We start from the raw sequence: 26,130 nt of genomic DNA on the forward strand, positions 1-26,130 counted from the left end.
TATAAAAAATTAAGGCCTTACAAATGTAAGACCTTAATTTTAAAATATGCTACTATTCCCACTCAATTGTTGCAGGTGGTTTTGAACTAATATCGTAAACTACACGATTCACTCCCTTAACTTTATTGATGATGTCGTTTGACACTTTCATCAAGAAATCGTAAGGTAAATGAACCCAGTCAGCAGTCATACCATCTGTTGATTCTACCGCTCTAAGCGCTACTACTTTTTCGTAAGTACGCTCATCGCCCATAACACCAACACTGTTTACAGGAAGCAAAATTGCTCCAGCTTGCCAAACTTTATCATACAATCCCCAAGATTTTAATCCTTCAATAAAAACAGAATCAACATCTTGTAAAATTTGTACTTTCTCTGGAGTAATATCTCCCAGAATTCTAATTGATAATCCTGGTCCTGGGAAAGGGTGTCTTCCTAACAATTCAGGATCTATTCCTAAAGTAGCTCCAACTCTACGAACTTCGTCTTTAAACAACATTCTAAGCGGTTCTACAATTTTTAATTTCATATAATCTGGCAATCCACCAACATTATGGTGCGATTTAATTGTCGCAGATGGCCCTTTTACCGAAACAGACTCGATAACGTCTGGGTAAATTGTTCCTTGTGCCAACCATTTTACGTCTTCTAATAAGTGTGATTCATCATCAAAAACTTCGATAAATACACGACCGATCGTTTTACGTTTTGTTTCAGGATCACTAATTCCAGCTAATTCGCCAAGGAAACGATCTCCAGCATCTACACCTTTTACATTTAATCCCATTCCTTTGTATTGATCTAATACATTTTGGAATTCGTTTTTACGAAGCAAACCGTTATTTACGAAGATGCAATATAAATTCTGTCCGATTGCTTTGTTTAATAAAACTGCCGCCACAGTAGAATCTACTCCGCCAGATAAACCAAGAACCACTTTATCGTTTCCTAATTTTTCTTTTAATTCTGCTACCATTTCGTCAACGAAAGCATTTGGAGTAAAGTTTTGAGGAACTTCAGCAATTTTCACTAAGAAGTTTTCCAACATTTGTTTTCCATCTGTAGAATGGTAAACTTCTGGATGGTATTGAATTGCATAAGTAGTTTCGCCTTCAATTTTGTAAGCTGCGTATTCTACGTCATGCGTGCTTGCCAATTTAACGGCATTAGTTGGAAGCGCTTTGATACTATCGCTATGGCTCATCCAAACTTGGCTGTTTTCTGAAACTCCTTCAAAGAAAGTTTCACCTTCTTTAATATAAGACAAGTTTGCTCTACCGTATTCTCTGGTATTTGAAGCTGCTACTTCTCCACCGCTGAAATGCGCTAAATATTGAGCTCCATAACAAACGGCAAGCAAAGGCATTTTACCTCTAATTTGCGATAAATCAGGATGTGGCGCATCTTCTCCTCTAACAGAGAAAGGGCTTCCTCCTAAAATTACGGCTTTATAACTTGATAAATCACTTGGAATGTGATTGTAAGGAAAAATTTCGCAGAATATATTTAATTCGCGAACTCTACGCGCAATAAGCTGAGTATATTGCGATCCGAAATCTAAAATAAGTACGTTGTGTTGCATGCGCAAAAATACTTTTTATATTCGAAATTGAAAAATCGGAACGCTGAAAAAATAAATATTTTTTCAGCGTTCCGATTTTTAGGTTCAAAGGCACAGAGTTACAAAGGTTCAGAGGTTTATAAAATTTTCAAAACATTATTTGCTTTGTTCCTTTGAACCTTTGCATCTTTGAACCTTAAAAACAAAAAATCCAAAAACTGAATTATTTCGTATTTATCAAAAAAACCAATTTAGTTTAACTATGAAATCAAAATTTATTGCCCTGACACTTATCATGTCTCTTTTTTTAACTTCTTGCGATGCTGTTGATGATTTATTGAGTTTCAACATTTCGAACGCTGCTTCAATCAAAATCAAAAGTTCTTCGCCTATTAATCTGCCTTCAGAAATAATCACTCCAGAAGTTACTACGAACTCTTCAGCAGAATTTGAAAACAACAAAACCAAAGCAAGTTTAGTAAAAGATGTAAAAATCAGATCTCTGAAATTATCTATTTCTGATCCGTCAAATAAAACTTTTACATTTTTAAAATCGGTTCACTTGTATATTTCAACAACAAATTCTGATGAAATAGAATTGGCTTATCAAGACAATATCAATGTAACAACAAACACAATCGATTTGATTTGTACAGATAAAAAATTAGATCAATATATTAAATCAGATAGTTACAAAATAAGAACTCAGGTAACATTAAAAGAAACTTTAACCAAAGATGTTACTGTAAAAGCAGATATGAGGTTTAGAGTTACTGCGGATCCTTTTTAAAAGGTTCAAAGTTACAAAGAGACAAAGGCTCAAAGGTAAACGAAGTATAAAACTTTGTCCCTTTGAGCCTTTGTCTCTTTGTAACTAGCGCTAAAAGCGCCCTACTCTTTCGTCACAACTATAGACGCCTTAAATCCAGCGGCGAGATTATCCCAATAATCATTGGTAACTAACGTACCTTTATCATCGTATACTTGAATTTCGGCAGTATTTCCTCCTAATGTACCGATATTTAAAGCTTCGAAATCTAATTTATTAAAACCTGGTTTAAGATCAATTTTTACCTGTTGAAAACTAGCATCTAATAAAATACGATCTCTAATAACGGCATCATTTGAAGAAACTTTTACTAAATCGCCATCAATTGCTCCAAAATCGCGAAATTTCACTATAAAGTATTCTGATTTTGTTTTAAAATCTCCAAGTGAGATATTTCTTTTCACTAGTGTTCCTCGACCTTCTCTTAAACCTGCATCTTTTAAGGCTTTGTTTAAATCCTTTTCCATTTTTGCCACATAACGATCGCCAGGATTAGCAAAATCAGTTTCTGTAGACATTGTAAATTTGCTTTTTTCTTCTCCAATCTGAAATTTAGATTTGGGCGTTATCGTAGTATTTTCGAAAACATTCGGAGTCTTAATCGCTGGCATATCATTTAATTCTGCTTGCGGGTTTTTAACTTCAGGAATCGGAGTCTTTTTAGGCTTTGCAGTAAATTTTCCTCCAGGAATAGTTTTGAAGCTAGTACTAGACTCAATCTGGGCTGATACTGACATTGCAGTAAGAAACAATATGAATAATAAAATGTGCTTCATTGAAATAGTTTTATCGAATCGGCTTTTATAATTAATACAAAAATCAAAAGTCCAGCATCACAAAAATAGTATAATTTAATTAGGCTCGGCAACTTTAGGAGTTTTATAACAATAAATTAAGCTAATTTTTGGAATCAAAAAACCTGCCAAGATTTAATTTACTTCATAAAAAATTAAGATTCAAATTCTAAAATTCAAATTTCCCAAAAAACAATTTAAAAGTTGCTTCTTCTAAGCTTAAAACGAATTCAGCATTTTGATTATTAACAACTTATTCTTAACTTCAATACTTTATTTTACCATTTAAAAATCTCATAAAATGGATTATATCGATTATTATAAAGTATTAGACGTTACAAAATCTGCGACCGAAGCAGAAATCAAAAAAGCATATAGAAAACTGGCTAGAAAATATCATCCCGATTTGAATCCAAATGATAAAGAAGCCGAAAAGAAATTTAAAGAAATAAACGAAGCCAATGAAGTTTTAAGCAACCCGGAAAATCGTAAAAAATACGATAAATACGGAAAAGACTGGAAACATGCCGACGAATTTGAAAAAGCGGGATACGATCCGAACCAACAGCAAAGCAGACAACAAAGTGGTTCGCAATATTCGGGAGGTGATTTTTCTGGTTTTGGCGGTGACTTTTCTGGAAGCGATTTTTCAGATTTTTTTAATTCAATGTATGGCGGCGGAAGAAGCAGATCGCAATCTAAATATAGAGGTCAGGATTTTAATGCCGAACTCGAATTAGATCTCGCATCTGCTTACACCACTCACAAACAGAGTTTAACTGTAAACGGAAAAAATATCCGAATTACAATTCCAGCCGGTGTAGAAAATGGGCAGATTATTAAAATTCCTAATCATGGCGGTCCTGGCGTAAATGGCGGTCCAAACGGAGATTTATTTATCACTTTTTCTATTGCCAATAATTCAGATTTTAAACGTGAAGGAAATAATTTGTACGCAGATGCTCCGCTAGATTTATTCACAGCAGTTTTAGGTGGCGAAACATTCATTACTACTTTCGATGGAAAAGTAAAAATTAAAGTTCCCGCAGAAACTCAGCCTGGAACAAAGGTAAAATTGAAAGGAAAAGGGTTTCCTATTTATAAAAAAGAAAATCAATTTGGTGATTTATACATTACGTACACCATAAAAATTCCAACAAAATTGTCGGATAAAGAGAAAGAATTATTTGAAGAATTAGCAAAACTAAGAAATCATGAAAAATAAAAATTTAATCCAGATAAAGCAGTTTTGTTTGTATCACGAAATTGAAAATACTTTTATAACTGAACTTCATAATTACGGACTTATACATATTATTATGGAAGAAAATGATGAATATCTAGAACCCGAACAGCTTCCAACGGTAGAAAAAATGATTCGAATGCATTATGATCTTAAAATTAATTTGGAAGGAATTGATGCAATTGCCAATCTTCTAAATAAAATTGAGTCCTTGCAAAAAAACATAAATACGATACAAAATAAGCTTCGTCTTTATGAAGAAAAAGAAACTGAATAACATTTTAATATCACAAAAAAGCTTGATTTCCGATTTGATTTCAAGCTTTTTTTAGCTTCTTTCAAAACCATAATTCTTAAATTGCGACGTATTAATTAACCTGAATTTGATTTTAAAAACACAACAAACAAATTCACAAATTATAAAAAATGAAAAGAGAAAACATCTTAACTGGATCTCCGTGGGAAGACAAAATGGGATATTGCCGCGCCGTAAGAATTGGAAATATCATTGAAGTTTCTGGAACTGTAGCCATCGTTGACGGTGACAAAGTAAAAGCAGACGACGCTTATGCGCAGACTTATAATATAATCGAACGAGTTGAAAAAGTTTTAGAAGATTTGAATGTTGGCATTAAAGATGTAATTAGAACTCGAATTTTCACAACTGATGTTTCAACTTTCGAAGAAGTAGCAAGAGCTCATGCTGCTTTTTTCAAAGATGTAAAACCAACAACAGGTTTTTACGGAATCAATCAATTAGTTGCTCCAGAATATTTGGTTGAAATTGAATTTACTGCTGTTGTTCAGTAACCTTTTTTTAGCCACGAATTACACTAATTCGCACTATTTTTTTTTGCCACTCCCGATAGCTATCGGGATAACAGATTTAAAATGATTATTTTTTCTTTTAATTCGTGAAAATTGGCGAAATTCGTGGCAAACTATTTTTAGAATTCATTAATGACTTTCCAAAATCTAAAACAATTTCTGCTTTCTCTTCCAAAATGGATTCTTATCTGTATTTTAATTGGCATACTTTCTGGATCTGCTTCAGCATTCTTTTTAGTTTCTTTAGAATGGGTTACTCAATTTAGGATTCAACACAATTGGATTATCTGGCTTTTGCCTTTCGGCGGACTTCTCGTTGGATTAAGTTATTATTACTGGGGAGAATCTGTTGCAAAAGGAAATAATTTGCTTTTGGAAGAATATGAAAATCCTAAAAAAGTAATTCCGCTTAAAATGGCTCCTTTAGTTCTTTTTGGAACCTTGCTAACACACTTATTTGGAGGTTCCGCTGGTCGCGAAGGAACGGCAGTGCAAATGGGCGGCGCAATTGCAGATCAATTCACCAAAATTTTCAAACTCGATAATTCAGAGCGTAAAATCTTAATCATTCTCGGAATCAGCGCTGGTTTTGCCTCCGTTTTCGGAACACCGTTAGCAGGCGCCATTTTTGCTTTAGAAGTTTTATATTTCAGTAAACTTAATTTTAAAAGTATTTTACTTTCTTTTCTAGTGGCTTACGCAGCGTATTTTACGGTAGAATTCTGGGAAATAAAACATACTCATTACAGCATTCCTGTTATTCCTGAACTTAGCTTAAACAACATTATTTTTACTCTAACTGTTGGTGTTCTTTCTGGATTTGCTGCCTTATTATTTTCAAGATCAACACATTTTTGGGGTTCACTTTTTTCAAAAAACATTAAATATCCTCCACTTCGTCCAGTTATTGGCGGTGTGGTTTTGGCCATTGCAATTGCTGGTTTTGGTTTTACAAAATTCTCAGGATTGGGAGTTCCTGTAATAGTTGACGCTTTTTCAACTCCAAACCAATGGTACGATTTTCTGCTAAAAATACTATTTACAGGATTTACTTTAGGAGCTGGTTTTAAAGGTGGCGAAGTAACTCCATTATTTTTTGTTGGTGCTACTTTAGGAAGTGCTTTATCGACTGTAATTCCGATGCCGATTGCGCTTTTAGCGGGAATTGGTTTTGTTGCTGTTTTTTCTGGCGCAACCCATACTCCTATCGCCTGCACTATTATGGGAATGGAATTATTCGGAATTGCTTCTGGAATTTTTATAGCAATCGCTTGTACAGTTGCTTACTTCTCTTCTGGTTCTGTTGGGATTTATAAATCGCAAATTGTAAAAGGCGCCAAATATAAATTATACCAGAGATTAAATCCCAATTTTTAAAATCCTAAATTCCAAACTAAACTGAGAACTGAGACTGAACACTAAAACCTGAACACTGAATACTGCCACTTGAATACTAAAATTATTTTCAGCATTACATTAAAAAAATGTAAATTCGCACACTATGAAAATACAAGATATTCAAGCGATTCAATTATTACTCGCAAACCCAAAAAAAATTGCCATTATTCCGCACAGAGGACCAGATGGCGATGCAATGGGATCAACATTAGGTTTGTACCATTTTTTAATCAAAAATAATCACGAGGCAACAGTTATTGCTCCTAACGATTTTCCTAATTTTTTAGCGTGGCTTCCTGGATCAGAAACAGTAAAAATTTTCGAAAAAGAAACTCAAATTTGCACTCAGATTTTAGAAGAAGCTGATATTATTTTCACACTTGATTTTAATGCTTTTCATCGCACTGGCGAAATGGAACATACTCTGAATAAGTTAAATGCAACTTTCATCATGATCGATCATCATCAAAAACCTGATGATTATGCAACTTATACTTATTCTGATACTTCATACGGTTCAACTTGCGAAATGGTTTATAATTTTATTTCCTTTTTAAATAAAAAAGAAGATATCGATAAAACTATCGCAACGTGCATTTATACTGGAATTTTAACCGATTCAGGTTCGTTTCGTTTTCCTGGAACAACTGGAAATACTCATAGAATTATTGCCGAATTAATTGACTTAGGCGTAGAAAACACTCAAATTCCTGTCTTGTTATTTGACAATAGTTCATACAGCAGATTACAGCTTTTAGGCCGTGCTTTGCAAAATATGAAGATATTTGAGGAACATAAAACCTCATATATGACGTTAACACAAGAAGAGCTAGATTCTTTTCATTATGTTAAAGGTGATACAGAAGGAATTGTTAATTATGGTTTAAGTATAAAAGATATTGTTTTTACTGCTATTTTTATCGAAAATAAAGACGAAGGAATTATCAAAATTTCTTTCCGTTCTCAAGGCGGTTTTGATGTGAATCAATTTGCCAGAGATCATTTTAACGGAGGCGGGCATAGCAACGCAGCCGGTGGAAGATCTGAAGTTTCGATGGAAGAAACGGTTCAAAAATTTGAAGATTTAGTAAAAAAACTAACCTTATAGCCCAATCTATGAACAACCTAAAATTGAGTATTTACAGTTTGCTTTTTGCTGCTTTATTAATCAGCTGTAAGCATCATGAAGAAGCGAGAAGACCTATTTCTAGCGCTTCAGGAACATTCATGAAAACATCAGCAGATCGAAATAAAAAATTGGTGGCTAGCGAAGAAGATGTTATTAAAAAAATAATCAAAAGCAATCCGAAAGTAAAGTATTATGCTACTCCAAAAGGATATTGGTTTAATTACGAAGAACGAAATACCGCAGAAACTGCAGCACCAAGAAAAGGAGATATTGCCTACTTCAATATGGAAGTAAAAGACCTTGAAGGCAAAATCATTTATTCTGAATCTGATCTTGGTCCGCAAACTTATTATGTAGATAAACAAGACATTATGATGGGACTTCGTGATGGAATTAAAAGATTGCACAAAAATGAAACTGTGACTTTCCTATTTCCTTCGCATATGGCTTATGGATATCACGGAGACAACAAAAAAATTGGAACAAACGAACCTTTGATGGTTACTGTTACATTGAGAAATTTTGTTCCAGATCCTGCAGCACAAACTCCAACGCCAAAAGCAACAACTCCCAAACCAGCTGCTGTAAAACCAGCTGCACCAGTTAAAAAAGACACATTAACTCCATAAAAAACAATATCTTAAAATGAAAAAGATTATTTTATTATTATTAATAGCCGTTAGCTCTTTTTATTCTTGTAAAGATGACCACAGCAATTTGCCTGATGGTTTATATGCCGATATAGAAACCAACAAAGGTCATATCATTGTTGAACTTGACTACAAAAAAGCGCCTATTACAGTTGCTAACTTTGTAACTTTAGCCGAAGGTAAAAATGAATTTGTAATGCATGAAAACCTTAAAAAGAAGCCTTTTTTTGATGGTTTAAAATTTCATAGAGTTATTGAAAATTTCATGATTCAAACTGGAGATCCTCTTGGAACTGGTTCTGGAGATACTGGTTATAAATTTAAAGATGAATTTTCGGATTTAAAATTTGATAAAGCTGGAGTTTTAGCAATGGCTAACAACGGGCCTGGAACAAACAGCAGTCAATTCTTTATTACTCACGTTGAAACTCCTTGGCTAGACAACAAACATACTATTTTCGGTCATGTTGTTGATGCAAAAACACAAGAAGTAGTAAATAAAGTAGTTCAAGGCGATAATATCGTAACGGTAACAATTATCAGAAATGGTGAAGCAGCAAAGAAATTTGATGCTGTAAAAGTTTTCCATGACTATTTTGCTGATATTTCAAAAGAACAAATTAAAGCCGCAGCGGTTCAAAAAGAAAAAGTAGCTTCTTTTGTTGATTTAAAAGCAAAAGCAACTAAAACAACAAGCGGTTTAGCATTTGCAATTACTGAAAAAGGTTCTGGTAAAAAACCTGCAGCAGGAAGTCAAATATATGTTCACTACGCTGGTTTTCTTGAAGATGGAACTTTATTTGATACCAGTATAGAAAATGTTGCGCAACAATTCGGAAAATTTGATCCTGCAAGAGCAGCACAAAATGGATATCAACCAATTCCTTTTAAAGTTGGAAGCAAAGAAGGTTTAATTCCAGGTTTTATTGAAGGAATTGAGCAACTTTCATTAGGAGACAAAGCAGTTATCTTCATTCCATCTCATTTGGCTTATGGAGAAACTGGCGCTGGAGGAGTAATTCCGCCAAATGCAAATATCATTTTTGAAATCCAAATTACAGAGAAACCATAAAAAGTAACTCACAGACTTAAAATATAAAAGTAATGAAGTTTAAATTTTTATTTTTATTTTGCTTGGCAGTAGTAAATATTCAAGCACAAACAAAAAAACCTGCGGCTAAACCTGCAGCAAAACCTAAAACGGCAACAGCAGCAAAACCTGCAGCAGCGCCAAATCCAGGAGATGGAATTTTTGCAACAATTTCTACTACCAAAGGAGATATTGTAGTTTCGCTAGAATATGTAAAAGCTCCTGTAACTGTGGCAAATTTCATCACTTTGGCAGAAGGCAAAAATCCTTTTGTTAAGGCTGAAAAATTAAAAGGAAAACCATTTTATGATGGATTAAAATTTCATAGAGTTATAAACGATTTTATGATTCAAGGAGGTGATCCAGACGGAAATGGTTCTGGAGGTCCAGGATATTCTTTTAAAGACGAATTTGTTTCGGAATTAAAATTTGAAAAAGGCGGTGTTTTAGCAATGGCAAATTCTGGTCCTGCAACAAACGGAAGTCAATTTTTCATTACGCACAAAGATACTCCCTGGTTAAATGGGAAACATACTATTTTTGGACATGTAGTTTCTGGTATGGACAATGTAAATAAAATTGTTCAGGATGATATCATGACAAAAATTACCATTACTCGTAAAGGAGCTGCCGCTAAAAAATTTGATGCAGTAAAAATTTTCAGCGATGAAATGAAAAAAGGCGAATTGCAAAAAGAAGAAGCTAAAAAAGTCGTAGCAACTAAACAAGCATATTTCGCAGCAACAAAAGCAAAAGCAACTACAACTGCATCTGGTTTAAAATATGTAATTACAAAAAAAGGAACTGGAGTTAAAGGCGCTGAAGGATCAAATATTTATTTCCATTATGCAGGATATTTTGAAGATGGTAACTTATTTGACAGCAGTATATCTAGCGTAGCTAAAACTTATGGAAAGTATGATGCTAACAGAGATGCTCAAGGCGGTTACAAAGCTTTTCCGTTTGCAGTTGGTAAAAAAGACGGTATGATTCCTGGCTTTATTGAAGCTCTTGACATGATGACAGATGGAGAAAAAGCAATCTTCTTTCTTCCTTCTAATTTAGCTTACGGCGAAAAAGGTGCCGGAGGAGTTATTCCGCCAAATGCTACTTTGATTTTTGAAATCGAAACCTATCAAAATCAACCTAATTAGATAACAGAGAATATTATTCTTTTAATTTATAAAAAGCCATCAGATTATTTTTGATGGCTTTTTCTTTTTCAATATTTTGAATAATTCACAATTCAAGACTTTAAAATTCAATTTTATTAGTATTAAATCAATTTTCTCAACATAGTACGATAAAATCCTAAACAAAATAACTTACCTTTGCCGGCTTGAATTTTTAAAAATACGTAAATTATGATGTCTCAAAACAATGTTTTAAAAGGTGTTTTTTTTGTTGCTTTAGGTGCAACAACATACGGAATGCTAGCTACTTTTGTCAAAATAGCTTATTCTGAAGGATACACTACGGCAGAAGTTACAAGCTCTCAATTTATTTATGGAATTACAGGAATTCTTTTAATCAATCTTTTTCAGAGAATTAAAAATAAAAATCAAGCGGTTAAAGCAACTCCAAAAAACATATTTAGTTTAATGCTTGCTGGAACTTCTTTAGGAATGACCAGTTTATTCTTTTATCTGGCTGTAAAATACATTCCAGTTTCTATCGGAATCGTTTTATTGATGCAAACCGTTTGGATGGGAGTTTTACTTGAAATGATTTTAGAAAAAAAATTGCCTTCAAAACAAAAAGTCATTGCTGTATTTATTGTGCTTTTCGGAACGGTATTAGCAACAAACATTATAAACAATGATATTACGTTAGACTGGAGAGGTTTAGCATGGGGAATAATGGCAGCAGCTTCATTTACTACCACGATGTTTACTGCAAATCGAGTGGCAACCGAGATTTCGTCAGCGCAAAGAAGTCTTTATATGCTCTTAGGCGGATCTGTTATTGTATTTTCTTTTGCGTTTTTTACGCAGGTTTCTCCTTTCAATCTTGAAATTTTCTTAAAATGGGGAATTGTTTTGGCTCTGTTCGGAACCATAATTCCTCCAATGTTGATGAATGCAGGATTTCCTTTAACTGGTATCGGACTTGGAAGTATTGTATCGGCGCTTGAATTGCCCGTATCTGTAATGATGGCTTACGTTTTATTAAATGAAACAGTAGTTTTTTCGCAATGGGTTGGAATTGTTCTAATTATTCTTGCCATTATTATTATGAATGTAAATTTCAAGGCAAAAAATAATCCAAAGTAAGCATTCTTAAAAAAAGAGCTCCTGTAATGCAATAATTGTTAATTTTTTTATAAATTCGTGATAAACAATAAGATATCATGATTCTACCCTGGCATTTATATTTAATGGCTTTTCTATATATAGGTGCTGGAATTAATCATTTTAGAAAGCCAAGAATGTATATTAAAATCATTCCGCCTTTCTTTCAGAATACTAAATTAATAAATATTTTAAGTGGTGCTGCCGAAATAATATTAGGCATTCTGCTGACTATACCTGCGACAAAAATTTTCGCCGCCTGGGGAATTATAGCTTTACTTATTGCTGTTTTTCCCGCAAATTTATACATGTTTCAAAATAAAAAAGCAGGTTTTGGTTTACCAAGATGGATTTTATTTGTACGTTTGCTCTTACAAATTGTTTTAATTTATTGGGCTTACCAATATATATTCTAACATTAACCATTAATTAAATTCTTTTATTATGAAAAAATTATTTGCTGAGTTCTTCGGAACTTACTGGCTTGTTTTTGGCGGTTGCGGAAGTGCCCTATTTGCTGCGGGTTTTCCTGAATTAGGAATTGGATTTGCTGGTGTTGCACTTGCTTTTGGTTTAACAGTAGTAGCGATGGCTTATGCCGTTGGACACATTTCTGGAGGACATTTTAATCCAGCCGTTTCTTTTGGATTATGGGCAGGAGGAAAATTTCCGATTAAAGATCTAATTCCATATATAATAGCACAATGTATTGGTGCTATAGCTGCAGCTGGTACATTATATACTATTGCATCTGGAAAAGCTGGTTTTGCAATAGACAACACTAAAGCTGGAGCATTTGCATCAAATGGTTTTGGAGCCTTCTCTCCTGATGGCTATTCTTTACAAGCCTGTTTTATAGCTGAATTTGTTCTTACACTACTCTTTATTTTAATTATTCTTGGCTCAACAGACAAATTTGCTAACAGCAATTTTTGCGGTATTGCAATTGGTTTAACACTTACCGTAATTCATTTAGTTAGTATTCCAATTACAAATACTTCTGTAAATCCTGCAAGATCGCTTTCTCAGGCGGTTTTTACTGGAGGCGAACCATTATCTCAGGTTTGGCTTTTCTGGGCAGCACCAATTTTGGGCGCAATCGCGGCAGGATTTATCTATAAAAATCTATTACAGCAAGAAGGTGAACCTGAAAAAATAGTATTATAATAATTATAAATTAGCATAATAATTTATTTCGAAAGAGAAAATCAGATATATTTATATTTGGTTTTCTCTTTTCCTTTGGATAAAATCGGCAAGAAAACGTTATTTCAACTCAAATATTTATATTATGAACGAAATTATTTCTTACTTCAGTACAATTCCATCTTCGCACAGAAGTCTTATTCTTATTGGCGGAATTACTATTTTTTGGTTAATTGAAAACTCTTTTCCTTTATTCAGAATGCAATATAAAAAATGGCCGCATGCTGGAATAAATTTCTTTTTCACATTTACAACAATTATTGTCAATTTTATTTTGGCTTTCATTTTAATAAAAACGGCAAGCTGGACAACAGAAAATCATTTTGGAATTTTACAATGGCTGCCAGAAATGCCTATTTGGCTTTATACCTTAATCGGTTTATTGCTTTTGGATTTAATTGGCGCTTATTTAGCGCATTTCGTTCAACATAAATTCAAATATCTGTGGCAATTTCATTTAGTCCATCATACCGATACTTGGATTGATACCACAACTGCAAATAGGCATCATCCTGGAGAAAGTGTAATTCGTTTTATATTTACCACTTTAGGCGTTTTAATTGTTGGTTCTCCAATGTGGATGGTTTTTCTATATCAATCTCTTTCTGTCGTCGCTTCACAATTTAATCATGCTAATATTTCATTGCCAGAGAAACTAGATATTTTTATGAGTTATTTTATCGTTTCTCCAAATATGCACAAAGTACATCATCATTATGTTCTGCCTTATACAGATAGCAATTATGGAAATATATTTTCGGTTTGGGACAGACTTTTTGGAACTTTTACCTACCTTCCTAAAGATCAATTAATCTATGGAGTTGACACGCACATGAAGCCAGAAGAAAATAATAAACTGAAGAATCTGTTAAAAATTCCATTTGAAAAATCAAGATCCTTTAAAAACAGCTAAAAACATTAAAAAAAATATACTCTACCGAAACAACTTATTATTTTTTTTTTTAATATTGATACATAAATTGAGAATCAATCTATTAATAATTAACACCCTATTTTGAATTAATTTTCACGTGATGAAAAAGAGTAGCCGCAAAGAATTGACTTGGGAGCAAACCGAAAGACTTGTTTCGTTAGCTTTAGAAGAAAAAAATCCATTTGAAATTATAAAAAAAGAATTTGGATTAGCAGAAAAAGAAGTTCTGGAAATCATGAAAAAGAAGATGCCTCTTGAAAAATTTGAGATGTGGAAAAAGAAGGCAATCGCAAACAAACCAAAACCAAAACCAGTAAAAATAGATGATTTTGATGAAGATTTGGATGGAAAATATTATATAAAAAATAAACTAGACTAAACTTTGAGCTCCTGTTTTTCAGGAGTTTTTTTTATTTTAAATTTATTGTTATTTTTTAGTAACTTTTCGACACTTTTTGTGACAAATACTATTAACTAAATATATACAAATGAAAAAAATACTTTACACCTTAGCTCTAGCGGTTACATTTTGGAGCTGTAAAACAGGTAGCACTGGTGCCGCAAAAAGCAATACGGTAGAAGTTAATATCAATCTAACCGACGTTAAAGATGATAAAGTGCTGGTAACAGTAACACCTCCAGCAATTAAAACAGACGAAATTGTTTATAGTATTCCGAAAACAGTTCCAGGAACTTATTCTACAGATAATTACGGAAAATATTCAGAAGACTTCAAAGCTTTTGATGCTAAAGGAAATGCATTAACTGTAAAAAGATTAGACGACAATTCTTGGTCTATCTCAAATGCAAAAACTTTAAAGAAAATCACTTATTTGGTAAACGATACTTTCGATACTGAAAAAGGAACAGGATTTGGTAATGATGACGTTTTTTCTCCAGCAGGAACTAACATTGATGCAGGCAAAAACTTCATGCTAAATACTCATGGTTTTGTTGGATATTTTCAAGATAAATTAGATGTTCCGTACAAAGTTACTATTACACATCCTGACACGCTTTGGGGCGCAACTTCTATGACAGATGAAGATGCAAGTAATACTTCAGATGTGTTTTCAACTTCTCGTTATGCTATTTTAGTAGAAAATCCAATTATGTATTCTAAACCTGATTACACTACATTTAATGTAAATGGAATGGATATTTTAATTGCGGTTTACTCTCCTACTGGAAAATATACTGCAGAAAGCATTACGCCAGAAATGAAAACTATGATGACGGCGCAGAAAAACTTTTTAGGAAAAGTAAATTCTACTAAAAAATATACTGTTTTAGTCTATTTATCAAGCATGGCAAAAGATGATGCACATGGTTTTGGAGCTTTAGAACATCCTACAGCGACTACGGTAGTTTTGCCAGAATCTATGCCAAAAGAAAAATTAGTTGAAACGATGAAAGATGTAGTTTCTCACGAGTTTTTCCACATTGTTACGCCATTGACAATTCATTCAAAAGAAATTCAATTCTTTGATTATAATGCGCCAAAAATGTCTGAGCATTTATGGATGTACGAAGGTGTTACAGAATATTTTGCTAATCTTTTCCAAATCAACCAAGGTTTAATTGATGAAGCAGAATTCTACACTAGAATTGCAGATAAAATTGAACAAGCTAAAGGATTAAACGATACAATGTCATTTACTGTAATGAGTAAAAACGTTTTAGAGCAACCTTACAAAGATCAATATTTAAATGTGTATCAAAAAGGAGCTTTAATTGGTATGTGTATCGATATTATCATTAGAGAGAAAAGCAACGGAGAAAGAGGTATTTTAGATTTAATGCACAAATTATCTGATGAATATGGTGTTGAAAAACCATTTAATGATGATGAATTGTTTGCTAAAATCACTTCATTAACTTACCCAGAAGTTGGAGAATTCTTAAACAAATATGTAGCAGGAACAACTCCAATTCCTTACGATTTTTATTTAGCTAAAGTTGGAGTTTCAAAAGCTACTGAGAAAAAACCTGGAAATCCTTTCATTAAAGGACAAGTTCCAAATATTACTATCGACAAAGCAACAAAAGAAATTACTGTTCGCGCTGAGTCTGAATCTATTGAATTCTTCAAAAACCTTAAATTAAAAGGTGGTGATAAAATTTTAACTGTAAATGATAAATCATACAATTTAGATAATATTTATGATTTGATTACAGAAAGCGAAAATTGGAAAGAAAACGATCCAATTACACTAAAAATAAAACGTGGTGCAAAAGAAGAAACTATCAAAGGAACTGTAAAATTACCATACGATGAAGCTGAAACTTTTAAAGCTACTGATGCTTCAAAAGAGAAACTTAAAAATGCATGGCTAAAAGGATAATTTCTTTTTTCAAAACATAAAAAAACCGACAAGTGATTGTCGGTTTTTTTATTGTGATTATTTGTTCCGCTTGTCAGACTGAGCGAAGTCGAAGTCCCACAATGTGATTCGGCTTGCGGGGCTTCGACTTCGCTCAGCCTGACAAACTTTATACTATTTCTTCACCGGAAATTTCCAGTCAAATTCGTCTTTATCATTGATGATCGCTCCAATTTCAAACTTCACAACTTCATCAAATTCTGTTTGCAGAATAAACCAATTGTCTTCGTTGAAATAATTTTCGAAAGTATCAAAAGTTTCCTGATTGTATTTTGTAATTCCTTTTGTTGCTAAATCTTTCTTTACATCAGCAATTTTTCTTCCAATTAATTTGAATCCGAAAACTTCTAGATTATTACTTGAAGCTACAAGATAACCTAATTTTAAATCTTCTTCTTGATAAAATGTCAATCTGATTTTATGCACATTATACACAAAAATCACATTATCATCTTCGTCTTTATAATTTTTATCAGGTTTTCCTAAAACTGCCGTTACATCATTCTGCTTCATTCCAAAAAGCAGTTTATCAATTCCTGATTTTAAATTTATTCTCATATTTCGTTTTCTTTATTTGAAGTGCAAATTTCGTGAAGTTTTTTGTTGTTCCGCCACGAATTGTACAAATTTTCACGAATTAAATATTCTAACAAAACCTAACAGGTTTTAAAAACCTGTTAGGTTTATAGCTCAGCACCTTAATTAATAACTCTTTTTATTAGGTTTGCTGCTCATATAAAACGTAATCTTACCACCATTTATAACATCTGCATGTTTTAAAAACGGTTTTTCTAATTGTTTTCCGTTCAGCAAAACTTTACTCACAAACACATTTTTATCGGATTGGTTTACCGTTGCAACTTCAAAAGTTTTTCCATTTTCTAAATTCAAAACAGCATTTTTCATTAGTGGACTTCCTAAAGCATATTCGTCAGAACCTGGCGCAACTGGGTAAAATCCTAAACTGCTGAAAATATACCAAGCGCTCATTTGTCCGAAATCGTCATTTCCTCCTAAACCATCTGCACCGTTTCGGTACATTTTTTTCAAGATCATTCTGATTTTATCTTGCGATTTCCAAGGAGAATCTGTCCAATTATACAAATAAACCACGTGATGAGAAGGCTCATTTCCGTGAACATAATTTCCGATAATTCCGTCTCTTGTAATATCTTCTGTATTTTCGAAATATTTATCTGGAAGATGCATATTAAATAACGAATCCAATCGAACTTTAAATTTATCATTTCCTCCCATCATTTTAATCATATCAGCAGGATCTTGCGGAACGTATAAACTGTAATTCCATGAATTTCCTTCAATAAAACCTTGTCCATGCGTATCAAGCGGATCAAATTCTTTTTTAAACGTTCCGTCATTTAATTTTGGACGCATAAAACCTGTTTTTTCGTCGTAAACGTTTTTATAATTTTTAGATCTTTCGATAAATTCATTATAAATATCTGTTTTACCTAATTTCTTCGCCGCCTGTGCAATTGCCCAATCGTCATAAGCATATTCTAAAGTTTTAGAAACCGATGAACCATTCTTGTCTTCTGGCACATAACCTTGTTTCATGTAATATTCCAGTCCGTCGTAATAAGGTACTTTAGCAGTATTTACACAAGCTTGAAGTGCTTTTTCGGCATCAAAACTAATATTGCCTTTTACAATTGCATCGGCAACAACAGAAACCGAATGATACCCAATCATACACCAATTTTCATTAGCGTAATGCGACCAAATTGGAAGCATTTTATGCACACTTTGGTCTGAGTGCGCCAACATTGAACTTACCATATCGGCGTTTCTTTTTGGCTGTACAATGTTGAATAATGGATGTAAAGCACGATAAGTGTCCCAAAGTGAATAACTCGTATAATTGGTGAAATTTTCTGCTTTATGAACATTCATATCTAGGCCTTTATAATTTCGATCCAAATCCATGTATTCAGTCGGACCTAAAAAGGCATGATACATTGCAGTATAAAAATTAACTAAATCTTCTTTTTGAATCGTTTCTACCTGAACTTTATTCAATTCTTTATTCCAAACTTCCTGACTTTGTTTTTTTACTTTTTCGAAATCCCAATCTGGAGTTTCTTTTTTCATATTTTCTAAAGCTCCCGCTGAACTTACAGGCGATAAAGCCATTTTAATTTTGATTTTTTCACCTTCATTCGTATCAAAATCAAAGAATAATTTTAGATTTTGTCCTGCCATTTCTGGGAAATTTTTCGTCTGATCAAATCTTCCCCAGAAACCTCTATACACACTTTTTTCTTGTGCTGCTTGTCCGTAACTTTTAATTGGTTTGCTAAAAGACATTGCAAAATAAACCGTTCTAGTTCTCGCCCAACCATTTGTCTGGCGATAACCAGTAATTAAAGTATCGTTTTCTACACGAACAAAAGTCCAAACATTCTTTTTATCATAATTGTAAATTCCCGAAGTAAGATCCAAAATAATATGCGCTTCATCAGATTTTGGAAACGTATATTGATGCATTCCAACTCGAGTTGTTGCCGTCAATTCTGCCTTAATTTTATGATCTTCTAGAAAAACGCTGTAGTAAGCTGGTTCTGCTTTTTCTGTAGAATGTGAAAATGCCGATCTGTAACCTGACAAAGGTTTTGAAGCAACACCAGGATTTAATTGCAATTTTCCTGTCGTCGGCATAATTAAAAAATCGCCTAAATCAGAATGCCCTGTACCGCTGAAATGAGTGTGACTGAAACCTACAATCGTTTTGTCTTCATATTGATAACCTGCACAATATTTATAGACTTCGCCATTGTATTTTCCATTTAATCCGTAAGCGATTGTATCGGTTTCTGGACTTAACTGCACGCTCCCAAAAGGCACAGTTGCGCCAGGATAAGTATGCCCCATTTTTGCTGTTCCAATCATTGAATCAACATATTGGATTAGATTTTTAGATTCGCTAGGTTTTTTTTGTGCACTTGTAGAAAGAGAAAAAGCAAGTAATAATGCTCCCGCTACAAAACGAAAAGGAGTTTTTTGCAACATATTAAGAAAGTCTTTTTTATAATTATTTTCAGTTTAGAAAATTACGATAAAATTTAAATTTTAAACTAAATACATTTGAATATCTTTGAAATTCAAAAAAATAAACGCCTGATGAAAAAGTATATTTTACTTCTATTTTTAATTTACTCATTATCTGGATTTTCTCAAAAAGTAGAAAGTTATAAACTAACTAAAGAACAAATCATTCAGAGAGAACTTAACGGAATCTCAAATTTCCCGATTTACAAAGCAATTGAATTTCAAGATAAAGGCGGTATTTATGATTTGGTTTTCACCGAAAATCAAAAAACAATTTCTAAAAAAGACACTTTAAATACTAAAATTCAAGCAATTTGCGTGATGAATGATCATGGCGGTTTTTTAGAAAAATGGAGAATTACTGATTTATTGGAAGATTACGATCCTAAAGAAACTACTATTTGGTTTTGGACAAAATATTGCAGCACGAAAGATCTAGACGGTGACGGCTACATTGATCCAATTGTTGTTTACGGATCAAAAACCGAATATGGAGAAATAAGACGTGTGAAGATTATTACTGTTTACAAAAACAAAAAATATGCTATTCGCGCTGTTGAATGTAATTTAGACGATTGCAGAAGTTTTAAAAAGGATCAAAATTGGAATACGCTTCCGCAGAAAATAAAAACCTATGTTGATCAATTGATTGCAAAACTTAGAAAAGAACAGAATTTACTTTTGAAAAACGGGTAATTTTAATTATTAATTGTTAGTTATTAATTGTTAATGATTGATGAATGATTTCTAATTAATAATTAACAATCAACCATTAACAATTATTTTCACTCGCTCATTTCATCATAACGTTCCGGAACTTGCGGATCGTAAAGTGGGCATTTGAATTCTTCCATGACATCTACTAATTTATTCATGGTTTTTCCTTCTGTTCCGTAGCAATCGATTTTTACGCTTTGAGGTGTTGTAATGACTTGAAATGCGCCTTTTCCTTTTGGATTTTTCCAGCTGTTTTCATCGACTCTTTCCCAGTCAGAAAAAACAGAATTAATTCTATTTACGATTACTTCAATTTGGAGAACAACCAAACCCTCTACTTCTTCTTTTTCAAGCAGCGCTTCGTAAACTTCTTGATTGTTCAAGTAGATTTCGTCTATATATTTCCAAAAAAGTAATTCGTACATAATGTAAAGTATTTAAAAACATAGAGATGCACAATTGCGCATCTCTAAATATAATAATTATTTTAAAAGCTACAAAACCTTTGCAACTCTGGACCTTTGAATCTTTGCAACTAAATTAATAATTGAATGTTCCGTATTCGCTACTAATAGTCAGTTTCTTTTCTTCAGAAGCTTCTACTCTACCTACGATTTGAGCATCAACATTGAAAGATTTTGAGATTTCAATAATGTCTTGCGCAATATCTTCAGGAACATAAAGTTCCATTCTGTGTCCGCAGTTAAATACTTGGTACATTTCTTTCCAATCCGTTTTTGATTGCTCTTGGATTAACTTAAACAATGGCGGAACTGGAAATAAATTGTCTTTTATAATATGTAAATCTTTTACGAAATGTAAAATTTTGGTCTGCGCGCCTCCGCTGCAATGCACCATTCCGTGAATTTCTTCTGGAGTATATTTATCTAAAATTTTCTTGATAATCGGCGCATAAGTTCTTGTTGGAGAAAGCACTAATTGTCCTGCATTGATTGGGCTATTTTCTACTTCATCTGTTAAATTAACTTGTCCTGAATAAATTAATTCTTCTGGAACGGCAGCATCGTAACTTTCTGGATATTTTTTAGCCAAATATTTTCCGAAAACGTCGTGACGTGCAGAAGTAAGTCCATTACTTCCCATTCCTCCGTTATAACCTTTTTCGTAAGTTGCTTGTCCGAAAGAAGCCAAACCAACAATTACGTCGCCAGCTTTAATATTTGCATTATCTACAACATCTGAACGTTTCATTCGAGCTGTAACGGTAGAATCTACAATAATAGTACGAACAACATCTCCAACATCGGCAGTTTCGCCTCCAGTTGAATGAATCGTCACTCCAAAAGATTTTAATTCGTTGATTAATTCTTCTGTTCCATTAATGATTGCCGAAATAACTTCAGCTGGAATTAAGTTTTTATTTCTTCCAATAGTCGAAGAAAGCAAAATATTATCTGTTGCACCAACACATAATAAATCGTCAATATTCATAATTAACGCATCTTGAGCAATTCCTTTCCAAACAGACAAATCTCCCGTTTCTTTCCAGTACATATAAGCCAAAGACGACTTTGTACCTGCTCCATCGGCATGCATAATAAGGCAATGATCTGCATCTTGTGTCAAATAATCTGGAACAATTTTACAGAATGCCTGTGGAAATAAACCTTTGTCAATGTTTTTAATGGCGTTGTGTACGTCTTCTTTTGATGCCGAAACACCTCTTTGCGCGTACCTTTTGCTAGAATCTGAACTCATGAAAATTAGTTTGTGTTGATGTGGTGCAAAGATAATCCCTTTTTTTAATTCTTTAGCTTATTCGAATATTTGATTCATAAAAAAATCGGCAGATTGGAATATCGCCGATTTTTCACAGATTAAATTATGTTGGTTATTGTGGTATTTTATATGTATTGATTTAATTTCTTGATTAAAATTAGAAAACTTCCTCAAAGTCAGCTGCATTAACGATATGTATTTTTTCTAAAAATCTCTTTTTTTCGATGAAGTGTAAATTATTTCGATAAATTACATTTGTTCTCAAATAATTTTACAGGAATAAAACTACTTATTTAATAATTATTTAGGTTTTCCTCAATTTCACTTCATAAAAAAACCTACCTAAATAGACAGGTTTTCAGTAGATTATAATTGATTATTTAGTAAACAACAGTTCTCTATATTTAGTTAATGTCCAGCTTTCATCATCAACCAATAATTCTAATTTATCGCAATGATTACGAATATCTTCAAAATATGGTTTTACTTTATTGCAATAAGCTTCTGCCATTTTTTGAGCGTCTGTTAATTGATTGGCTTTCTTTCTTTCATTTGTCATTGCTAATACTTTTGTATTAATTCCTTCAATATGACCTGAAATTTCTTTAATTAAAGTAATCTGCTCTTTTGCGATATTTTCAAATTCTTTTCCGAAAATTTCTTTTAATCCTTTTACGTTTTCAATTAAAGTATTTTGATAACGAATCGCTGTTGGAATTACATGATTTCTAGCAATATCACCTAAAACTCTTCCTTCAATTTGGATTTTTTTAGTGTATTCTTCCAATTCAATTTCGTAACGTGCTTCGGCTTCAACGTGATTAAAGATTCCTAATTCTGCAAATAAATCTAAAGCCTGTTTAGAAACTTTCGCTTTTATCGCTTCTGGAGTTGTTTTAAAATTGCTTAAACCTCTTTTTGCAGCTTCTTTTTCCCACGCGTCGCTATAACCGTCACCTTCAAAAAGAATTTTCTTAGATTGTTTGATGTATTCTCTTAAAACATTAAAAATAGCATCATCTTTTTTCATGTCTTTATTCTCAATCAGATTTTCGACTTCATTTTTAAAATCAATCAATTGTTTTGCAACAATTGCATTTAAAGTCGTCATCGCGTTTGAACAGTTTGAATTTGAACCAACGGCTCTAAACTCAAATTTATTTCCTGTAAAAGCAAATGGAGAAGTTCTGTTACGATCTGTATTGTCTAATAGTACGTCTGGAATTTTTCCGACAACGTTCAATTTTAAATCTGTTTTTTCTTCTGGCGAAAGTTTTCCAGTTGTTACGCTTTCTAACTCAAGTAAAACTTTTGATAATTGTGCTCCAATGAACACAGAAATGATAGCTGGCGGCGCTTCATTTGCTCCTAATCTATGATCGTTACTTGCTGTTGCAATTGAAGCTCTTAATAAAGTTTCATAATCATTAACCGCTTTTATGGTATTAATAAAGAAAGTCAAAAATTGCAAATTGCTCATTGGCGTTTTACTCGGACTTAATAAATTAACTCCCGTATCTGTTGCCAATGACCAGTTATTGTGTTTTCCTGAACCGTTTACACCTTTAAATGGTTTTTCGTGAAATAACACTTTAAAATCGTGACGCTCTGCCACTCTCTGCATTACATCCATTAATAAGGAGTTATGATCTACGGCAAGATTTGTTTCTTCGAAAATTGGAGCCAACTCAAACTGATTTGGTGCAACTTCATTATGGCGTGTTTTTACCGGAATTCCCAACAACATACACTCCTGCTCTAAATCTCTCATATAAGTAAGTGCACGAGTTGGAATTGATCCGAAATAATGATCGTCTAATTGCTGACCTTTTGCAGAAGTGTGTCCTAATAAAGTTCTTCCTGTCATCATTAAGTCTGGGCGAGAATTTGCTAAGGCTTTATCAATCAAGAAATATTCTTGTTCCCAACCTAAAGTTGCCGTTACCTTTTTTACATTTTTGTCAAAATATTTACAAACCTCTGTAGCCGCTTCATCAATTGCAGATAATGCTCTTAATAAAGGTATCTTATTATCTAAAGCTTCACCCGTGTAAGCGATAAAAACCGTCGGAATACATAAAGTTGTTCCATATATAAAGGCTGGCGAAGTTGGATCCCAAGCCGTATAACCTCTTGCTTCGAATGTATTACGGATTCCACCATTTGGAAAACTAGATGCATCTGGTTCTTGCTGCACTAATTGTGCACCGCCAAATTTTTCTACAGGATCACTTCCATCATAAGAAGTATCAAAAAAAGCATCATGTTTTTCTGCTGTTGTTCCTGTAAGTGGCTGAAACCAGTGTGTATAATGTGTAACTCCTTTTGCAAGAGCCCATTCTTTTATTCCCATTGCAATATAATCGGCCAGTTTCCTGTCAATTTTAGTTCCGTGCTGAATGGCATCTCTTACTCCTTTTAAAGCATCCGAAGTTAAATATTGCTTCATTGCTTTTTCATTAAACACATTTGAACCAAAAAGATTCGATTTTCTATCAATTTCTTCAAAGTGAACCGGCTTTCTGTTAGAAGCTTCTTGTAAAGCTTGGAAACGTAATGTTGACATTGGTTGTATATTTTAAATTCGTAATAATTTTCACTAAAAAAATGAGGAACAAATATAAACAATTAATAAGCCTGTTTAGAATATAAATTTTAGATTTTTGAACTATAATTTTTCAACATAAAGTGCTTTTTTCGAAGAATAATGAATTCAAAGCAAAGAAATATAACAAAACTGTGCGGTAATATTGATTAAATAAACATTTTTTCATAATTCCTTAACTCAGAAACTCAAAAAAGTGCCGTAATTATTACGAATTTATTTTTTTAACCTAACTAAAATTGCTTTTTTTAAAATATACCCCTATCAAAATTGCGCTTATCCAAAAAATTATAGTTCGACAAACAAAATAGCCCCCTAATTTTTAGGACTAAAAAAATAAATCTATATTTGACCAACGAAAAAAAACAAAAAAATTAATTTATATTATTATGGCTAAAATTAAGTTAGAGTACATTTGGTTAGATGGATATGAACCAACTCAAAATCTTAGAAGTAAAACTAAAGTTGAAGAGCACGAAAACTTCAAAGGAACATTAGAAGAACTTGGAAACTGGTCATTTGATGGTTCGTCAACTAAACAAGCTGAAGGTGGTTCTTCTGACTGTCTTTTAGTACCTGTTGCAATTTATCCAGATCCAACTCGTATCAACGGATGGTTAGTAATGTCTGAAGTTATGTATGCTGACGGAACTCCGCACCCTTCTAACGGTAGAGCTACAATTGATGATGATAATGATGATTTTTGGTTTGGTTTCGAACAAGAGTATTTCATCATGGATACTAAAACTCAACTTCCACTTGGTTTCCCAGTTGGAGGATACCCTGCTCCACAAGGGATGTACTACTGTTCAGTAGGTGGAAAAAACACACACGGAAGAAAATTAGTTGAAGAGCATGCTGATTTATGTATCGCTGCTGGAATCAACTTTGAAGGAATCAACCAAGAGGTTGCTTGCGGACAATGGGAATTCCAATTATTCGCTAAAGGTGCCAAAAAAGCTGGAGATGAAATCTGGGTTGCTCGTTACCTATTAGACCGTCTGACTGAGAAATATGGTTACTATATTGAATACCACCCAAAACCTCTAGGAGATACAGACTGGAATGGTTCTGGAATGCACGCTAACTTCTCTAACGAAGTATTAAGAACATGTGGAGACCAAGCAACTTACGAAAGAATTTGCGAGGCTTTCCGTCCTGTTACTGCTGAGCACATCGCAGTTTACGGAGCTTACAACGACCAACGTTTAACTGGTAAACACGAAACTGCTTCTATCCACGATTTCTCTTATGGAGTTTCAGACAGAGGATGTTCTATCAGAATTCCTTTGATGACTGTTCAAAAAGGATGGAAAGGTTGGTTGGAAGACAGAAGACCAGCTTCAAACGGAGATCCTTACAAAATTGCTGCTAGAATTATCAAAACTGTTAAATCAGCGCTATAATTTACAGCTTACAATATATTTACAAAAGCCGGCATTTTATGTCGGCTTTTGTTTTTACCATGTTTTTTGTCATTCCGAGGAACGAGGAATCACACTAGAGAATCGACAAAGATTGACAATTCACTTTGAGGAGTTATATGTGTGATTCCTCGTTCCTCGGAATGACAAAACAAAGACTAAAAATCAATATGTCTAAATATTTCGAAAGACTAAATCTTCTTCAAAAACCTTATAACTATATAACATTTAGCGCTTT

The 26,130-nt window shown here is 33.1% G+C and carries 24 protein-coding genes; 17 read left to right on the top strand and 7 right to left on the bottom strand.

The features are described 5' to 3' along the window. Positions 1-52: 52 nt before the first annotated feature. Positions 53-1,582 carry a glutamine-hydrolyzing GMP synthase gene (gene guaA / locus P0R33_RS04890; protein WP_276174445.1) on the bottom strand — a complete coding sequence of 510 codons (1,530 nt, stop codon included), beginning with the start codon at positions 1,580-1,582 and terminating at the stop codon, positions 53-55. A gap of 241 nt (positions 1,583-1,823) precedes the next feature. Here guaA and P0R33_RS04895 point away from each other — a divergent pair, with 241 nt between their 5' ends. Beyond that, on the top strand, positions 1,824-2,351 hold the full coding sequence (locus tag P0R33_RS04895) for a hypothetical protein (RefSeq protein WP_276174446.1): 528 nt from the start codon (positions 1,824-1,826) through the stop codon (positions 2,349-2,351). Positions 2,352-2,452: 101 nt separating this feature from the next. Here P0R33_RS04895 and P0R33_RS04900 read toward each other — a convergent pair whose 3' ends face one another. Further along, positions 2,453-3,166 (bottom strand): hypothetical protein, encoded by a 714-nt coding sequence (locus P0R33_RS04900; RefSeq protein ID WP_276174447.1) that lies wholly within the window; start codon positions 3,164-3,166, stop codon positions 2,453-2,455. Between the two features lie 319 nt (positions 3,167-3,485). Between P0R33_RS04900 and P0R33_RS04905 the strand changes: the two genes are divergently transcribed. The 14 genes from P0R33_RS04905 (at position 3,486) to P0R33_RS04970 (ending at position 16,298) form a co-directional block, all read left to right on the top strand. Continuing rightward, positions 3,486-4,409: a J domain-containing protein gene (locus P0R33_RS04905; RefSeq protein WP_276174448.1), complete on the top strand. Its 924-nt coding sequence runs from the start codon at positions 3,486-3,488 to the stop codon at positions 4,407-4,409. Further along, positions 4,399-4,704 (top strand): chaperone modulator CbpM, encoded by a 306-nt coding sequence (locus P0R33_RS04910; protein WP_276174449.1) that lies wholly within the window; start codon positions 4,399-4,401, stop codon positions 4,702-4,704. Before P0R33_RS04905 ends, P0R33_RS04910 begins: the two co-directional genes overlap by 11 nt. Before the next feature lie 149 nt (positions 4,705-4,853). Beyond that, positions 4,854-5,237 (top strand): RidA family protein, encoded by a 384-nt coding sequence (locus P0R33_RS04915; protein ID WP_184164127.1) that lies wholly within the window; start codon positions 4,854-4,856, stop codon positions 5,235-5,237. Positions 5,238-5,387: 150 nt separating this feature from the next. Further along, the gene (locus tag P0R33_RS04920) at positions 5,388-6,632 is read left to right on the top strand and encodes a voltage-gated chloride channel family protein (RefSeq protein ID WP_276174450.1); all 1,245 of its coding nucleotides are present in this window, start codon (positions 5,388-5,390) and stop codon (positions 6,630-6,632) included. A gap of 124 nt (positions 6,633-6,756) precedes the next feature. Beyond that, on the top strand, positions 6,757-7,761 hold the full coding sequence (locus P0R33_RS04925) for a bifunctional oligoribonuclease/PAP phosphatase NrnA (protein ID WP_276174451.1): 1,005 nt from the start codon (positions 6,757-6,759) through the stop codon (positions 7,759-7,761). 8 nt (positions 7,762-7,769) lie between these two features. Continuing rightward, on the top strand, positions 7,770-8,411 hold the full coding sequence (gldI, locus tag P0R33_RS04930; protein WP_276174452.1) for a gliding motility-associated peptidyl-prolyl isomerase GldI: 642 nt from the start codon (positions 7,770-7,772) through the stop codon (positions 8,409-8,411). Positions 8,412-8,427: 16 nt separating this feature from the next. Beyond that, positions 8,428-9,504, top strand: a complete 1,077-nt coding sequence (locus P0R33_RS04935; protein ID WP_276174453.1) for a peptidylprolyl isomerase — start codon at positions 8,428-8,430, stop codon at positions 9,502-9,504. Positions 9,505-9,536: 32 nt separating this feature from the next. After that, the gene (locus tag P0R33_RS04940; RefSeq protein ID WP_276174454.1) at positions 9,537-10,676 is read left to right on the top strand and encodes a peptidylprolyl isomerase; all 1,140 of its coding nucleotides are present in this window, start codon (positions 9,537-9,539) and stop codon (positions 10,674-10,676) included. A gap of 213 nt (positions 10,677-10,889) precedes the next feature. Then, on the top strand, positions 10,890-11,795 hold the full coding sequence (locus tag P0R33_RS04945) for a DMT family transporter (protein WP_276175689.1): 906 nt from the start codon (positions 10,890-10,892) through the stop codon (positions 11,793-11,795). Between the two features lie 77 nt (positions 11,796-11,872). Continuing rightward, positions 11,873-12,229 carry a DoxX family protein gene (locus P0R33_RS04950; RefSeq protein WP_276174455.1) on the top strand — a complete coding sequence of 119 codons (357 nt, stop codon included), beginning with the start codon at positions 11,873-11,875 and terminating at the stop codon, positions 12,227-12,229. Positions 12,230-12,257: 28 nt separating this feature from the next. After that, positions 12,258-12,980: an aquaporin Z gene (aqpZ, locus tag P0R33_RS04955; protein WP_276174456.1), complete on the top strand. Its 723-nt coding sequence runs from the start codon at positions 12,258-12,260 to the stop codon at positions 12,978-12,980. Positions 12,981-13,104: 124 nt separating this feature from the next. Further along, positions 13,105-13,932 carry a sterol desaturase family protein gene (locus tag P0R33_RS04960; protein ID WP_276174457.1) on the top strand — a complete coding sequence of 276 codons (828 nt, stop codon included), beginning with the start codon at positions 13,105-13,107 and terminating at the stop codon, positions 13,930-13,932. 121 nt (positions 13,933-14,053) lie between these two features. After that, positions 14,054-14,332 carry a DUF2805 domain-containing protein gene (locus tag P0R33_RS04965; RefSeq protein ID WP_184164100.1) on the top strand — a complete coding sequence of 93 codons (279 nt, stop codon included), beginning with the start codon at positions 14,054-14,056 and terminating at the stop codon, positions 14,330-14,332. A 109-nt stretch (positions 14,333-14,441) separates the two neighbouring features. Continuing rightward, on the top strand, positions 14,442-16,298 hold the full coding sequence (locus P0R33_RS04970) for a peptidase M61 (protein WP_276174458.1): 1,857 nt from the start codon (positions 14,442-14,444) through the stop codon (positions 16,296-16,298). 153 nt (positions 16,299-16,451) lie between these two features. Here the strand turns inward: P0R33_RS04970 and P0R33_RS04975 are convergent, their stop codons facing one another. Continuing rightward, the gene (locus P0R33_RS04975) at positions 16,452-16,895 is read right to left on the bottom strand and encodes a hypothetical protein (RefSeq protein WP_276174459.1); all 444 of its coding nucleotides are present in this window, start codon (positions 16,893-16,895) and stop codon (positions 16,452-16,454) included. A gap of 144 nt (positions 16,896-17,039) precedes the next feature. Then, positions 17,040-19,367 (bottom strand): GH92 family glycosyl hydrolase, encoded by a 2,328-nt coding sequence (locus P0R33_RS04980; RefSeq protein ID WP_276174460.1) that lies wholly within the window; start codon positions 19,365-19,367, stop codon positions 17,040-17,042. Between the two features lie 111 nt (positions 19,368-19,478). On the opposite strand from P0R33_RS04980, the gene P0R33_RS04985 reads away from it, so the two are divergent. Continuing rightward, positions 19,479-20,102 carry a hypothetical protein gene (locus tag P0R33_RS04985; protein WP_276174461.1) on the top strand — a complete coding sequence of 208 codons (624 nt, stop codon included), beginning with the start codon at positions 19,479-19,481 and terminating at the stop codon, positions 20,100-20,102. Between the two features lie 89 nt (positions 20,103-20,191). Here the strand turns inward: P0R33_RS04985 and P0R33_RS04990 are convergent, their stop codons facing one another. The 3 genes from P0R33_RS04990 to P0R33_RS05000 all read right to left on the bottom strand — a co-directional run bounded on the left by P0R33_RS04990 (position 20,192) and on the right by P0R33_RS05000 (position 24,429). Further along, positions 20,192-20,548: a hypothetical protein gene (locus tag P0R33_RS04990; RefSeq protein ID WP_276174462.1), complete on the bottom strand. Its 357-nt coding sequence runs from the start codon at positions 20,546-20,548 to the stop codon at positions 20,192-20,194. A 115-nt stretch (positions 20,549-20,663) separates the two neighbouring features. Then, positions 20,664-21,842 (bottom strand): AIR synthase related protein, encoded by a 1,179-nt coding sequence (locus P0R33_RS04995; RefSeq protein WP_276174463.1) that lies wholly within the window; start codon positions 21,840-21,842, stop codon positions 20,664-20,666. A 397-nt stretch (positions 21,843-22,239) separates the two neighbouring features. Further along, positions 22,240-24,429, bottom strand: a complete 2,190-nt coding sequence (locus P0R33_RS05000; protein WP_276174464.1) for a glutamine synthetase III — start codon at positions 24,427-24,429, stop codon at positions 22,240-22,242. Positions 24,430-24,857: 428 nt separating this feature from the next. On the opposite strand from P0R33_RS05000, the gene P0R33_RS05005 reads away from it, so the two are divergent. Continuing rightward, positions 24,858-25,874, top strand: a complete 1,017-nt coding sequence (locus P0R33_RS05005; RefSeq protein ID WP_012024410.1) for a glutamine synthetase beta-grasp domain-containing protein — start codon at positions 24,858-24,860, stop codon at positions 25,872-25,874. Positions 25,875-26,130: the final 256 nt, after the last annotated feature.

This window comes from Flavobacterium sp. YJ01, assembly GCF_029320955.1.
Taxonomy (GTDB): Bacteria; Bacteroidota; Bacteroidia; order Flavobacteriales; family Flavobacteriaceae; genus Flavobacterium.

Bases quoted from the DNA above. Each gene is read 5' to 3' on its own strand.
- guaA (WP_276174445.1), bottom strand. From the start codon at position 1,582: ATGCAACACAACGTACTTATTTTAGATTTCGGATCGCAATATACTCAG.
- P0R33_RS05000 (WP_276174464.1), bottom strand. From the start codon at position 24,429: ATGTCAACATTACGTTTCCAAGCTTTACAAGAAGCTTCTAACAGAAAG.
- P0R33_RS04940 (WP_276174454.1), top strand. From the start codon at position 9,537: ATGAAGTTTAAATTTTTATTTTTATTTTGCTTGGCAGTAGTAAATATT.
- P0R33_RS04920 (WP_276174450.1), top strand. From the start codon at position 5,388: ATGACTTTCCAAAATCTAAAACAATTTCTGCTTTCTCTTCCAAAATGG.
- P0R33_RS04965 (WP_184164100.1), top strand. From the start codon at position 14,054: ATGAAAAAGAGTAGCCGCAAAGAATTGACTTGGGAGCAAACCGAAAGA.
- P0R33_RS04960 (WP_276174457.1), top strand. From the start codon at position 13,105: ATGAACGAAATTATTTCTTACTTCAGTACAATTCCATCTTCGCACAGA.
- P0R33_RS04910 (WP_276174449.1), top strand. From the start codon at position 4,399: ATGAAAAATAAAAATTTAATCCAGATAAAGCAGTTTTGTTTGTATCAC.
- P0R33_RS04945 (WP_276175689.1), top strand. From the start codon at position 10,890: ATGTCTCAAAACAATGTTTTAAAAGGTGTTTTTTTTGTTGCTTTAGGT.
- P0R33_RS04905 (WP_276174448.1), top strand. From the start codon at position 3,486: ATGGATTATATCGATTATTATAAAGTATTAGACGTTACAAAATCTGCG.
- P0R33_RS04980 (WP_276174460.1), bottom strand. From the start codon at position 19,367: ATGTTGCAAAAAACTCCTTTTCGTTTTGTAGCGGGAGCATTATTACTT.
- P0R33_RS04995 (WP_276174463.1), bottom strand. From the start codon at position 21,842: ATGAGTTCAGATTCTAGCAAAAGGTACGCGCAAAGAGGTGTTTCGGCA.
- P0R33_RS04950 (WP_276174455.1), top strand. From the start codon at position 11,873: ATGATTCTACCCTGGCATTTATATTTAATGGCTTTTCTATATATAGGT.
- P0R33_RS04925 (WP_276174451.1), top strand. From the start codon at position 6,757: ATGAAAATACAAGATATTCAAGCGATTCAATTATTACTCGCAAACCCA.
- P0R33_RS04985 (WP_276174461.1), top strand. From the start codon at position 19,479: ATGAAAAAGTATATTTTACTTCTATTTTTAATTTACTCATTATCTGGA.
- P0R33_RS04900 (WP_276174447.1), bottom strand. From the start codon at position 3,166: ATGAAGCACATTTTATTATTCATATTGTTTCTTACTGCAATGTCAGTA.
- P0R33_RS04970 (WP_276174458.1), top strand. From the start codon at position 14,442: ATGAAAAAAATACTTTACACCTTAGCTCTAGCGGTTACATTTTGGAGC.
- P0R33_RS04895 (WP_276174446.1), top strand. From the start codon at position 1,824: ATGAAATCAAAATTTATTGCCCTGACACTTATCATGTCTCTTTTTTTA.
- aqpZ (WP_276174456.1), top strand. From the start codon at position 12,258: ATGAAAAAATTATTTGCTGAGTTCTTCGGAACTTACTGGCTTGTTTTT.
- P0R33_RS04975 (WP_276174459.1), bottom strand. From the start codon at position 16,895: ATGAGAATAAATTTAAAATCAGGAATTGATAAACTGCTTTTTGGAATG.
- P0R33_RS05005 (WP_012024410.1), top strand. From the start codon at position 24,858: ATGGCTAAAATTAAGTTAGAGTACATTTGGTTAGATGGATATGAACCA.
- P0R33_RS04935 (WP_276174453.1), top strand. From the start codon at position 8,428: ATGAAAAAGATTATTTTATTATTATTAATAGCCGTTAGCTCTTTTTAT.
- P0R33_RS04990 (WP_276174462.1), bottom strand. From the start codon at position 20,548: ATGTACGAATTACTTTTTTGGAAATATATAGACGAAATCTACTTGAAC.
- P0R33_RS04915 (WP_184164127.1), top strand. From the start codon at position 4,854: ATGAAAAGAGAAAACATCTTAACTGGATCTCCGTGGGAAGACAAAATG.
- gldI (WP_276174452.1), top strand. From the start codon at position 7,770: ATGAACAACCTAAAATTGAGTATTTACAGTTTGCTTTTTGCTGCTTTA.